The following is a 12,363-nucleotide window of genomic DNA, read 5'->3' as shown; positions in this document are numbered from 1 at the left end:
TAACCTTCCTCTTATTACGACGTTATGAAAACACGCTATATTTACGAAAAATATCAACAGAAATCGAAAACTTGATTGTAATTAACCGACGCAAAATAGATAATCAGGCAAAAGTGTTGTTGAATGTTTAGTACATGATTTATCAGTATGATGCCAGTAAAGACAAATGTCCTTTACCTTTAGTAAAAATGCGAGTGCTGTTAAAAAAATTACAGGCTCAAGATACTTGTATCATTCGCTTAGCTGATCTAGGTTCTAAATCTGATATTCCCAAATACCTCACTGCAAAAGGTTATCAGTATACGCAACAACAACTGGATAATTCAATAGTCGAATTTCACATAAAAACAGGTAAGTTATTATAATGGTTTCTTTTTTCTCTCAATGGTACAAGCAAAAGTTTTCCGATCCTAATGCGGTAACGCTTGTTGTTATTTTGTTGATGGCTTTTCTTGCCATTTACTTTTTAAGTAGCTTATTAATGCCTGTTTTTGTTGCGATAGCGATTGCCTTTTTACTCGACTTACCGGTTAATAGACTGGGCAATTTCGGCTTATCTCGCAGGTTTTCTACGGTGATCATTGTTGTCGCTTTTGTCGGTGTGGCTTTGTTAGGCTTTCTAGGTTTAATGCCTGTGATATGGCAACAAAGTTCCAATTTAATTCAAGAAGTACCGCAGATGCTTTCACAGGGACAAACCTATTTATTAACTTTACCAGAACAATACCCTGAATATATCAAAGCAGAACAAATTCAGTCTGTGATCACTTTAGTCAATGATAAATTAATTGAATGGGGGCAAGTGGCTTTAAAAGCTTCTTTAAATTCTATTTCAGATATCGTGGCGTTATTGATTTATCTCATTTTAGTGCCGCTTATGGTGTTTTTCTTTTTGAAAGATAAAAAAGAATTACTTGCAGGTTTCAGCCAGTTTCTACCAAAAGATAGAAAAATGGCATCGCAAGTCAGTGATGAAATGAACCAGCAAATTATGAATTATATTCGTGGTAAAGTTATTGAGATCCTTATTATCGGTACAGCTTCGACGGTCGCGTTTGTTATTTTGGGATTAAATTACGCGGTACTGTTAGGTGTTTTAGTCGGCTTGTCTGTGCTAGTGCCTTATGTAGGGGCGACAATAGTGACATTTCCTGTGTTATTAGTGGCTTTATTTCAATGGGGAGTTGGTGCTGAATTTGGTTATGTGATGCTCGCATACGGCATTATTCAGGCATTAGATGGCAATTTATTAGTGCCCTTATTATTCTCTGAAGCGGTAAACCTGCATCCTGTCACTATTATTATTGCGGTCATTTTGTTTGGTGGGCTATGGGGTTTTTGGGGAGTGTTTTTTGCCATTCCATTAGCAACCTTAGTAAAAGCTGTGTTAAATGCTTGGCCGTCATCAACGATGAGTGCTGAAGCTTCTAATCCTAAATAAGTTAACGGCTGATATAAAAAAGACGGTAAATAATTTACCGTCTTTCGTAATCTCGTTAAGTAAACGAGTAAGCTATTACTTAGTTGTTTGCTTGTAAATAATCTAAAACAACTTGATGATGATCTTTAGTTTTAAATTTATTAAAAACGTGACTGATCTTACCGTCTAAGCCTATTAAGAAACTTAAACGATGTATGCCATCGTATTCTCTACCCATAAATTTTTTCAAACCCCAAACACCAAAATCATCTGCAACTTTATGATCAACATCAGACAATAGCGTAAAATTTAATTCATCGCGTTGGCAAAATTTTGTTAATCTTTTTGTTTCATCAGGACTGATGCCAAAGACGACGGTGTTAAGCTTTTCTAATTCCGCTTTACTGTCTCTTAAGTTTTGTGCTTGTACTGTACAGCCTGGCGTCATCGCCTTTGGATAAAAATATACAAGTACTTGTTTTTTGCCAATATAATCGGCTAATGAAACGGTTTGGTTGTTTTCATCTAATAAAGAAAATAATGGTGCGCTATCGCCAGCCTTTAATGTATTCATTTTTGTCCTTTGTAATTTGCTTTATTTAAACCTATAAAAAATTTGAGTTAACTTTGGTGATGGTACCTTGAACATCGATTTGATCACAGAGATCAAAATAGTCTTTTTCTAGTGCTTCAATGGTAGTTTCTTTGGTTAACGCAATTTGAATTGCCGCATTCATTTGATTGGTTTGCGGGTTTATTTCAGATTTAAGTGAAGAAATATCGATATTTCTAGCGGCAAAAAAAGCCGTCATAGCTTTTAATAAGCCCGGTTGATCTATACCCGCATATTCTGCTTGATAATGTTCAGTAAATTCTTGATGTTTGTAGTCAGACGTTCGTTTCATCATAGTGATTAATTCACGTTTTAAGGCAACAGCTGGTAGTTTACTTTCAATTTGGCTAATAGCTTTACTGGTACCATTAAGCAACATTATCATGGTGAACTCTAATCCAAAAATCGCCATTCGGCTATCTACGATGTTACAACCACATTCACTTGCAAGCTTGGTTAAACTACTTACGCTGCCTGTTCTGTCAGCGCCCATGACTGTGAGAACTAGATATTGAGACATTATTAACCTCCTCTGCTTTAAAAAAGTGCGATATTGTAGCGTAAATAAAGCGCAATGACATCCGCATTTATTCTTGTGTTTGTTTTTAGGGGCAAGTACCATGTAGCGCATATAATGAAAGCTGAACAACTTGTAGTGAAGTTTTAAATTAACGAAGAAAATGAACTTTATTTCTTATAAAGCGTCTATCTCTGCACTTAATCAATCGTCATCAAAAATTGTTAACTAGTTTTTCTAAAACAAAAAAAGATTCAGATGTTATCCGCGGGAGTTTTAATGAATCGTAATATTTTTTATTTTTCATTGCTCAGCCTTGCTATTGCAGGTTGTAGTACAGTTAATAATAAACAGGCAGGTGGTGATTTTGACTATGCTAGTCAACCTGAGCCTCAACAGTTAAATATTCCATCAGGATTATCAGCACCAGAGCAACCTCAAACGTATGTCGTTCGTGATGATATCAATCGTCAAGGTCCAATCGGCGAAGAGGTGGATGTGCGAGCACCGTCACTTGTGTTACCTATTGCGGCTTCTTCTCGTATTGAAGGAGATAGTAATCAAGCTAAAATTTGGTTTGATAAAGTATTAGAGGATAAAGATTTACAGGTTTTTATTTATCAAGCGATTGAAGAGCAATTAGCCTCTGACGGTGTCGGCATTGAAGTTATCGATGCTGAAAATAAAATTTACGAATCACAGTGGTATAACCGTGAAAAACAATCGGGATTTTGGTTGTTTGAAGAAGTGGAGTCAACAGAAAGTTTACGTTTTAGATATCAGTTTGAAACTAAACCACATGGCCGAAGTGTTGCTGTGATTGTTTCTTTAGTTGATTACATGAAAACGGATCAATCAGGTGGTTCAAAAGAGATGAATCAACTTGATAAGCAACGTGCTGAAATGGCGATGTTAAACGAAATTGTTGCGCAAGTTGATTTTAAATACCGTAAACAACAACGTGATAATCGTTTACTTAGAGCAAGTCAAAAACTAGTCACCATTGGCACGAATAAGTTAAATGAACCGACTTATATTGTAGAAATGGAATTAGATTTATTGTGGGCCAATATGCCTATCTTCTTTGAAGATCACGGTTTTAAAGTGGCTGATCTGAATGAAACTAAGAAAATTTATTACGTTGACTATGAGAAACCAAGTATCAGTTTATGGGATAAAATTTGGGGTGAACAACAGCCAATTATTGAACTTGATGATCAACGCTATCAATTTGTTTTATCACCAAACGGTGAAAGTGAAGAACAAACTACGGTAACTATTTTTGATGCTCAAGGCAATGTACTTCCTAATGATAAGCTGGAATTCATTTTCCCTGTTATGGAGCAAGCATTATCTTTCAGGGATACGTTTTAATAGTTAAACCATAAAAAAAACCAGTCAACTGACTGGTTTTTTTATATCTGGATAGTTGAAAAAGCATTATTTTTTAGTCACGCGCCAAAAAGCAATGCTCGCGACTACGAAAAGAATCAACGGATAAAAAGCACTTGAAACAACCTCAATTGGCGATATCTTTAAGGTAGTGCCTAATAGCAGTGCTTGTGCTCCATAGGGTAATAAACCTTGGTTGATACAAGCAAAAATATCTAAAATACTGGCTGAATGTGCAGGTGAAAGTTCGCCATCTTTCGCTAAATTTTTCGCAGTTTCTCCGGTAACGATGATAGAAACCGTATTGTTTGCCGTAAAAAAGTTACAAGTAAATGCTAAACTTGCTATTCCTAAACCCGCTGCACGTTTTTTATTATTAGGACTAAGTTTACGAGCAAGGTTTTCAACTTTATGGGTTAAAGCAGCTAAACCACCTTGTTGCTTGATCAGTTCGCTTAAGCCGCCGATAAACAATGCTAAGATAAAGAGGTCCTGCATGTTGCCAAAGCCGGTATTAATATCCTTCACCCAAGTACTCAGTTGATACCCTTGTGTAAACATGCCAACACCAGCGGCGAGTACGATACCAATAATCAGCACTAAGAACACATTAACGCCTAATAAAGCTAACACTAAAATAACTATGTAAGGAATTAAACCGACGACGTTAATATCATTGATTTGTTCATGAGGAATCGACACTCCTAAGCTGGCAAAGATAATAAGGCAAATAATGGCGGCGGGAATGGCAAACTTAAAGTTCACTTTAAATTTGTCTTTCATTTGAGCGCCTTGACTTCGTGTTGAGGCGATTGTTGTATCAGATATTATCGATAAGTTATCCCCAAAAATTGCCCCTGAAATAATGACGCCTGCGATAATACTGGCGTCTAAATTTGCCGATTCAATAAAACCGAGTGCGATAGGTGCTATCGCTGCAATTGTCCCCATAGAAGTGCCCATCGCTGTAGAGATGAAAGCGGCGACTAAAAATAATCCAGGTAATAATAGATAATCAGGAAAGAGTGATAAGCCAAGTTGAACACTCGCGTCGACACTTCCTGTGGCTTTAGCCACGGTAGCAAAAGCACCCGCTAACAAATAAATGATACACATTGTAATAATGTTTTGATGGCCAGCTCCCTGAATAAATTGAGAGATTTGTTCACTTATCGGGGCTTTACCAAGCCAAATTGCAACTAAAATGGCGGGAATAATCGCAATACTGGCGGGTAATTGGTAAAAAGCAAAGTCTACCCCTTGCAAAGTAAGTACTACGCCGGTGCCTAAAAACAGACCTAAAAATACGGCAAAGGGAAATAAACTACTTAAACGCTCCGCTTTAGGAGATTTTTTTAATTCAGATGTTGTCATGAGTCAATTCTAATAGTGTTTTATCGATTTAATTATGGAAAACAATAAAGTAATTTGAGAAAAAGTCTATGAAGATTATTACATTATCATCACAAAAGTGATCCTGTGGTTCATTCAAACAAAGAGCTAAAATGAAAAAAGTTGCGAATTAACGGAATGTTAAAACTACAGAACAAGAAAAAAATTATAATAAATAACAAATTCTCAGCAAAACACACTACAGAGAAGGCTGTGTTTATGCTATCCTTTCGCGAATTTTTTAGAACTCGCCCTTAACTTTGTTTATTCAATTGGCAAAGTCGGCGAAAATATAAGTGAATAATATGTCTTTTGAAACTATCGAACAACGCGTAAGTTACGGTGTAGGTCGTCAATTAGGTGATCAACTACGTAATAACCCTTTTAAAGAATTTGATGTAGCTGCAGTGCAAGCAGGTATTGCTGATGCCATTGCAAATGCTGACAGTCAAGTTTCTGATGAATTATTAAACGAAGCTTTCTCTGTTATTTCGAAAAAATTACAAGAACAAGAGCAAGCAGAAGCTAAAGTTAAAGCTGCTGAAGGCGAAGCTTATTTAGCTGAAAATGCTAAGCGTGATGAAGTCACTGTGACTGAATCAGGTTTGCAATATGAAGTATTAGCGACAGGTGAAGGCGAAAAACCATCAGCTTCAAGCACGGTAAGAACTCATTACCACGGTACTTTCATCAATGGTGATGTTTTTGACAGTTCTGTTGATCGCGGTCAACCAGCTGAATTTCCAGTGGGTGGCGTAATCGCAGGTTGGACTGAAGCTTTACAATTAATGACAGAAGGTTCTAAGTGGCGTTTATATGTACCTTATAACTTAGCTTATGGTGAGCGTGGCTCTCAAGGTGCAATTCCTCCATACGCAACCTTGGTATTTGACGTTGAGTTGTTAGCCATCGTTAGCTAACCAGTTATTTTTAAAGCCCTCCGTTGAGGGCTTTTTTATGAATGAATTTAAATAATATAGTTTGATAAGTTATAAAAGTTTATTGATAAAAATAAAGCATGGATGTTTGTGAAAATGATTGAGTCGGCATTAGAAAACTTATTTCAGCAGTATTTGACCGCGTTTAAGCATTATGACTTAACAAAGTTGAAACAGTGTTATCAATTACCTTGTGTATTGCATACACCCGATAAAGTTGCATACCTTGCAGATGACCGAGCCTTTGAACAAGAGTTTTTAGCCATTTTCACAATGTTACAGCAAGCAAAAGTCAGTGACATTAACATGACTAAGGCGACATATAGCAAATCAGTCAATAAAGCGGTTGATGTATGTATTAGCTGGGTATTTATTGATGAAAACGGTGAAGTATTTGCTGATTTTTGTGCGTTTTATCATATCACTAAAATAGTTGAAGAATTTAAAATAATTAGTGTAGTGTCACACGAATTATCCAATAGCATAGCGTTAGCTGAAAACATAACAGCGCAATTGTCAAAATTGAAATAAAAGAAAAAGTTGAGAAAAAATATGAAAGTTAAAGTTGCCATTTTAGGTTGTAGTGGTCGAATGGGTCGTAATCTAATTCAAGCGGCTATTGAACATGAGTCGGTTGAACTGATTGGTGGCTCTGTTCGTTCTTCATCCTCTTTTGTTCATTTTGATTTAGGCGAATTAGCAGGAATAGGCGCGATAGGTAAACAAACCTCAACGGACCTTAATGAATTACTTGATGCTGATGTCTTTATTGATTTCACCTCAATTGAAACAACATTAGAAAATATTAAATGGTGTCAGCAACACAACAAAGCGATAGTGATTGGCACGACAGGCTTTAACGATGAACAAGTTAAATTGATTGAAAAGTCAGCTGAAAATATACCGCTTGTTTTAGCACCCAATACCAGTGTTGGCGTTAATTTAATGTTTAAACTATTAGAAATTACCTCAAAGGCAATTGGCGACTATACTGATATAGAAATTTTTGAAGCACATCATCGCTTTAAAAAAGACGCACCGTCTGGCACTGCCGTTAAAATGGGGCAAGTTATCGCTGAGACCTTAGGCCGTGATTTGAATAAAGTTGCTGTTTATGGTCGAGAAGGGATAACAGAGGAACGTAAACGTGACACCATAGGTTTTGCAACGGTTAGAGCCGGGGATATCGTGGGTGAGCATACTGCCTTTTTTGCTGACTTAGGTGAAAGACTAGAAATTACCCATAAAGCAAGTTCACGTATGACTTTTGCTTTGGGCGCAATGCGAGCCGCATTTTGGTTAAATGATGCAGAAAATGGCTTTTATGACATGCAAGATGTTTTAGGTTTAAAGTAATTATAATTTTATGAAAGTGTTGTTTATGATGCTTTTAGGTTAAAAAACAATTAAACGCTTAGTTTTTACATTTTTCACTGGACGAATATGTAATATAAGCGTAAAATAAGTGGATTTTGTCAAAAATTTATTGATTCTGAATTATTCAAGGGATGATAAACAAATTTTTGGCATTTTTTATGTGTATCGCTTTTATACTTAATGAATGAAGTTTAGTTGTTTCTTCGTTAAGTTTACTTCTTCTTTACGGAGGTTAAATTGACTAAATCTGCAATTTTAGTGCTTGAAGACGGCACTGTTTTTAAAGGCACCGCTATCGGTGCAGACGGGGCAGCAGTTGGTGAGGTGGTATTTAATACCTCAATGACTGGTTACCAAGAAATTCTTACCGACCCATCTTATGCAGAACAAATTATTACGCTAACTTATCCACATATTGGTAACACAGGGACTAATAGTGAAGATGAAGAATCTAGTACTATTTGGGCTAAAGGCCTAGTTATTCGTGACTTACCATTATTAGCGAGTAATTTTAGGAATGAACAAAACTTAAGCGATTACTTAAAAGCGAAAAATATTCTTGGGATAGCGGATATTGATACACGTAAATTAACCCGTATTCTTCGTGAAAAAGGTGCACAAAATGGCTGCATATTAGCCGGCGATTCACTAGATGAATCAGCTGCTTTAGCTCAAGCTAAAGACTTCCCCGGTTTAAAAGGAATGGACTTAGCAAAAGTTGTTTCTACTAAAGAACAATACCTATGGACAGAAGGAAGTTGGCAGTTAGGAAAAGGGCATATCACACCAGAAAATAACGATTTTCATGTAGTTGCTTATGATTTTGGTGCTAAACGTAATATTTTACGTATGTTGGTTGACCGTGGTTGTAAACTTACCATAGTGCCTGCAGAAACTCCTGCGGCTGATGTTTTAGCCATGAACCCTGATGGCATTTTCCTTTCAAACGGTCCTGGTGATCCAGAGCCATGTGATTATGCTATTTCAGCAATTCAATCCTTTTTAGAAACCGACATCCCCATTTTTGGTATTTGTTTAGGTCATCAATTACTTGGACTAGCTAGTGGGGCAAGTACATTGAAAATGAAGTTTGGTCATCATGGTGGTAACCATCCGGTGAAAGACTTTGAACGTAATGTTGTGATGATCACTGCACAAAACCATGGTTTTGCGATTGATGAAAATAATTTACCTGACAATATTAAAGTGACGCATAAGTCATTATTTGATAATTCGATTCAGGGCATTCATTTAACCGATAAACCCGCTTTTAGTTTCCAAGGACATCCAGAAGCGAGCCCCGGACCGCATGATGCTGCACCTTTGTTTGATCATTTTATTGATTTAATCAAAGCATCAAAAGCTTAAGCACTTAACCAAGATATAAGAGAGAATTGAAAAATGGCAAAACGTACTGATTTAAAAAGTATCTTGATCTTAGGTGCTGGACCAATTGTAATTGGTCAAGCATGTGAATTTGACTATTCTGGCGCACAAGCTTGTAAAGCACTTCGTGAAGAAGGTTACCGCGTTATACTAGTTAACTCGAATCCAGCCACTATTATGACTGATCCAGAAATGGCCGATGCGACATACATCGAGCCAATTCATTGGGAAGTTGTTCGTAAAATTATTGAGAAAGAACGCCCTTGTGCCGTTTTACCTACGATGGGTGGTCAAACTGCATTAAACTGTGCATTAGAGCTTGAAGCAAAAGGTGTCTTGGCGGAGTTTGGCGTTGAAATGATTGGGGCGACCGCTGACGCAATTGATAAAGCAGAAAACCGTGAACGTTTTGACAAAGCAATGAAAAACATTGGTTTAGAATGTCCTCGCGCTGAAATTGTTCACAGTATGGAAGAAGCACACGACACGTCCAAACGTATAGGTTTCCCTTGTATTATTCGCCCCTCTTTCACTATGGGTGGAACCGGTGGTGGTATCGCTTATAACCGTGAAGAATTTGATGAAATTTGTACACGGGGTTTAGATCTTTCACCAACCTCTGAGTTATTGATCGACGAATCATTAATCGGTTGGAAAGAATATGAAATGGAAGTGGTTCGCGACAAAAATGATAACTGTATCATTATTTGTTCGATTGAAAACTTTGATCCTATGGGTATTCATACCGGCGATTCAATTACGGTTGCTCCGGCGCAAACCTTAACGGATAAAGAATATCAAATCATGCGTAATGCCTCGATTGCCGTATTACGTGAAATTGGTGTTGAAACGGGTGGTTCAAACGTTCAATTTGGTATTTGTCCAAATACAGGTCGTATGGTTATTATTGAGATGAACCCTCGTGTTTCACGTTCATCAGCACTTGCGTCTAAAGCAACAGGTTTCCCTATTGCTAAAATTGCCGCGAAACTTGCCGTAGGTTATACCCTTGATGAGTTATCAAATGATATTACTGGTGGCGCAACACCGGCTTCATTTGAGCCAACCATTGACTATGTTGTTACCAAAATTCCTCGTTTTAACTTTGAAAAATTTGCTGGCTCAGAAGACCGATTAACGACCCAAATGAAGTCAGTGGGTGAAGTCATGTCAATTGGGCGTAACCAACAAGAGTCATTACAAAAAGCATTGCGTGGTCTTGAAGTAGGCGTTAGTGGTTTTGATCCTATGGTAGATGTAACTCAACCTGGTGCTAAAACGAAAATAATGCACGAATTGCAAGAAGCGGGCGCTGATCGAATTTGGTATGTTGCAGATGCATTTCGACTAGGATTATCGGTTGATGATGTATTCCGTTTAACGAAAATTGACCGTTGGTTCTTAGTTCAAATTGAAGATATTATTCTTGAAGAAGCGAAAGTGGCTGAAGGTGGCTTAAAAGTATTGACACCAGAGTACTTGCGTCAGTTAAAACGCAAAGGTTTTGCCGATTCACGCTTAGCTTCATTAATTGGGGTTGCAGAAGCAGAAGTACGTAAAAAACGTCACACTGCGGAAATCTTTCCTGTTTATAAACGAGTGGATACTTGTGCAGCTGAATTTAGTTCTGACACGGCCTACATGTATTCTACTTATGATGAAGAGTGTGAAGCTGCACCAACCAATAATGATAAAATCATGATTTTAGGTGGCGGCCCGAACCGTATCGGTCAAGGCATTGAATTTGATTATTGTTGTGTTCATGCGGCATTAGCGCTTCGTGAAGACGGTTACGAAACTATCATGGTGAACTGTAATCCTGAAACGGTTTCTACCGATTATGACACGTCTGATAGATTATATTTTGAATCGATTACGTTTGAAGATGTGTTAGAAATTGTTCGTATAGAAAAGCCCAAAGGTGTCATCGTACAATATGGTGGTCAAACGCCACTTAAATTAGCGCGTGCATTAGAAGCGGCTGGCGTGCCTATCATAGGTACTTCACCAGATGCCATTGATAGAGCAGAAGATAGAGAACGTTTTCAACAAGCCGTTGATCGTTTAAATTTATTACAACCTGAAAATGCAACAGTGACGTCATTAGATGAAGCAATGGCAAAAGCTGAAGCTATTGGTTTCCCGCTGGTTGTTCGCCCATCCTATGTTTTAGGTGGCCGAGCAATGGAAATTGTTTACGACTTAGATGATTTACGTCGTTATATGACAGAAGCGGTAAGTGTTTCTAATGACTCTCCTGTTTTGCTTGATCACTTTTTAGATGATGCGATTGAAGTAGATATCGATGTGGTGTGTGATGGCACTGATGTGGTTGTTGGCGGTATTATGCAACATATCGAACAAGCAGGTGTTCACTCAGGTGACTCAGCATGTTCATTACCTGCTTATAGTTTAAGCCAAGAAGTGCAAGATGTGATGCGCAAACAAGTTACTGATTTAGCGTTTGAATTAGGCGTTAATGGCTTAATGAATACACAAATGGCGGTTAAAGATGGCAAGGTTTATCTTATAGAAGTAAACCCTCGTGCTGCTCGTACAGTCCCTTTTGTTTCAAAGGCAACTTCTGTACCGCTAGCCAAAGTCGGTGCGCGTGTTATGGCTGGTAAGTCACTGAAAGAGCAAGGAATTACAAAAGAAGTGATCCCGCCGTACTTTTCAGTCAAAGAAGTGGTTATTCCATTTAACAAATTCCACGGCAGTGACCCATTAGTTGGTCCAGAAATGCGCTCAACGGGTGAAGTCATGGGGGTGGGTAAAACTTTTGAAGAGGCATACGCCAAAGCAAACTTAGGCGCTGGTGTTTCAGTACCTAAATCAGGTCGAGCCCTTATCTCAGTTCGCAATAGTGATAAAGCACGTGTTGTTGATTTAGCGAAACAAATGGTTGAACTAGGGTATGAATTAGATGCCACTCACGGGACTGCAGTTATTCTTGGTGAAGCAAATATTCCATGTCGTTTAGTTAATAAAGTCCATGAAGGTCGCCCACATATTCTTGATAGGATTAAGAATGAAGAATATAGTTATATTATTAACACCACTGAAGGTCGAAAAGCAATTGAAGACTCTAAAGTCTTGCGCGGCGGAGCATTACGCTATAAAGTTGCTTATACGACAACGTTAAATGCTGCGTTTGCTGCTTGTCAAGCGCATGCTGCAGACGATAGAAATACAGTAACGTCTATTCAAGAATTACACAAAAAGTGTCAATAAAATAAATAAGCTTGATAACAATATTCGTATTGAAAATTAAGCTTTCAAAACATATAAATAAAGGTGGTTGTGCTTTATGTATAGCCGCCTTTAT

The 12,363-nt window shown here is 37.7% G+C and carries 11 protein-coding genes; 8 read left to right on the top strand and 3 right to left on the bottom strand.

The features are described from left to right. The first annotated feature begins 134 nt into the window (after positions 1–134). Positions 135–365 (top strand): sulfurtransferase TusA family protein, encoded by a 231-nt coding sequence (locus RM573_RS01310; protein ID WP_311576063.1) that lies wholly within the window; start codon positions 135–137, stop codon positions 363–365. After that, positions 365–1,441: an AI-2E family transporter gene (locus RM573_RS01305; protein ID WP_311576060.1), complete on the top strand. Its 1,077-nt coding sequence runs from the start codon at positions 365–367 to the stop codon at positions 1,439–1,441. Before RM573_RS01310 ends, RM573_RS01305 begins: the two co-directional genes overlap by 1 nt. Positions 1,442–1,520: 79 nt before the next feature. On the opposite strand, the gene bcp is transcribed toward RM573_RS01305, so the two are convergent. Both bcp and RM573_RS01295 read right to left on the bottom strand, forming a co-directional pair. Next, entirely contained in the window at positions 1,521–1,994 is a 474-nt protein-coding gene (bcp, locus tag RM573_RS01300) for a thioredoxin-dependent thiol peroxidase (protein WP_311576056.1), read from the bottom strand. A 31-nt stretch (positions 1,995–2,025) separates the two neighbouring features. Further along, positions 2,026–2,553 carry a glycine cleavage system transcriptional repressor gene (locus tag RM573_RS01295; RefSeq protein WP_311576053.1) on the bottom strand — a complete coding sequence of 176 codons (528 nt, stop codon included), beginning with the start codon at positions 2,551–2,553 and terminating at the stop codon, positions 2,026–2,028. A 276-nt stretch (positions 2,554–2,829) separates the two neighbouring features. Here RM573_RS01295 and bamC point away from each other — a divergent pair, with 276 nt between their 5' ends. Beyond that, complete coding sequence (gene bamC / locus RM573_RS01290; protein ID WP_311576051.1) at positions 2,830–3,924, top strand: NlpB/DapX family lipoprotein; 1,095 nt, start codon at positions 2,830–2,832, stop codon at positions 3,922–3,924. A 66-nt stretch (positions 3,925–3,990) separates the two neighbouring features. On the opposite strand, the gene RM573_RS01285 is transcribed toward bamC, so the two are convergent. After that, entirely contained in the window at positions 3,991–5,316 is a 1,326-nt protein-coding gene (locus tag RM573_RS01285) for a Na+/H+ antiporter NhaC family protein (protein ID WP_311576049.1), read from the bottom strand. Positions 5,317–5,639: 323 nt separating this feature from the next. On the opposite strand from RM573_RS01285, the gene bamJ reads away from it, so the two are divergent. From bamJ to carB, 5 genes are all read left to right on the top strand, one after another. Then, positions 5,640–6,254: a BamJ family beta-barrel-assembly machinery protein gene (gene bamJ, locus RM573_RS01280; protein WP_311576047.1), complete on the top strand. Its 615-nt coding sequence runs from the start codon at positions 5,640–5,642 to the stop codon at positions 6,252–6,254. Positions 6,255–6,368: 114 nt separating this feature from the next. Then, on the top strand, positions 6,369–6,803 hold the full coding sequence (locus tag RM573_RS01275) for a DUF6841 family protein (protein ID WP_311576045.1): 435 nt from the start codon (positions 6,369–6,371) through the stop codon (positions 6,801–6,803). Between the two features lie 21 nt (positions 6,804–6,824). After that, positions 6,825–7,628 carry a 4-hydroxy-tetrahydrodipicolinate reductase gene (gene dapB / locus RM573_RS01270; protein ID WP_311576043.1) on the top strand — a complete coding sequence of 268 codons (804 nt, stop codon included), beginning with the start codon at positions 6,825–6,827 and terminating at the stop codon, positions 7,626–7,628. 258 nt (positions 7,629–7,886) lie between these two features. Continuing rightward, positions 7,887–9,017 carry a glutamine-hydrolyzing carbamoyl-phosphate synthase small subunit gene (gene carA, locus RM573_RS01265; RefSeq protein ID WP_311576041.1) on the top strand — a complete coding sequence of 377 codons (1,131 nt, stop codon included), beginning with the start codon at positions 7,887–7,889 and terminating at the stop codon, positions 9,015–9,017. A gap of 33 nt (positions 9,018–9,050) precedes the next feature. Next, entirely contained in the window at positions 9,051–12,269 is a 3,219-nt protein-coding gene (gene carB, locus RM573_RS01260; RefSeq protein WP_311576039.1) for a carbamoyl-phosphate synthase large subunit, read from the top strand. The last annotated feature ends 94 nt before the right edge of the window (positions 12,270–12,363 follow it).

It is taken from the genome of Thalassotalea castellviae, from assembly GCF_031846185.1.
In the GTDB taxonomy this organism is placed as follows: Bacteria; Pseudomonadota; Gammaproteobacteria; order Enterobacterales; family Alteromonadaceae; genus Thalassotalea_H; species Thalassotalea_H castellviae.
Note: the sequence above shows the minus strand (reverse complement) of the source record. Positions and strands in the feature narration are given on the sequence as shown.

Bases quoted from the DNA above. Each gene is read 5' to 3' on its own strand.
- RM573_RS01310 (WP_311576063.1), top strand. From the start codon at position 135: ATGATTTATCAGTATGATGCCAGTAAAGACAAATGTCCTTTACCTTTA.
- RM573_RS01305 (WP_311576060.1), top strand. From the start codon at position 365: ATGGTTTCTTTTTTCTCTCAATGGTACAAGCAAAAGTTTTCCGATCCT.
- bcp (WP_311576056.1), bottom strand. From the start codon at position 1,994: ATGAATACATTAAAGGCTGGCGATAGCGCACCATTATTTTCTTTATTA.
- RM573_RS01295 (WP_311576053.1), bottom strand. From the start codon at position 2,553: ATGTCTCAATATCTAGTTCTCACAGTCATGGGCGCTGACAGAACAGGC.
- bamC (WP_311576051.1), top strand. From the start codon at position 2,830: ATGAATCGTAATATTTTTTATTTTTCATTGCTCAGCCTTGCTATTGCA.
- RM573_RS01285 (WP_311576049.1), bottom strand. From the start codon at position 5,316: ATGACAACATCTGAATTAAAAAAATCTCCTAAAGCGGAGCGTTTAAGT.
- bamJ (WP_311576047.1), top strand. From the start codon at position 5,640: ATGTCTTTTGAAACTATCGAACAACGCGTAAGTTACGGTGTAGGTCGT.
- RM573_RS01275 (WP_311576045.1), top strand. From the start codon at position 6,369: ATGATTGAGTCGGCATTAGAAAACTTATTTCAGCAGTATTTGACCGCG.
- dapB (WP_311576043.1), top strand. From the start codon at position 6,825: ATGAAAGTTAAAGTTGCCATTTTAGGTTGTAGTGGTCGAATGGGTCGT.
- carB (WP_311576039.1), top strand. From the start codon at position 9,051: ATGGCAAAACGTACTGATTTAAAAAGTATCTTGATCTTAGGTGCTGGA.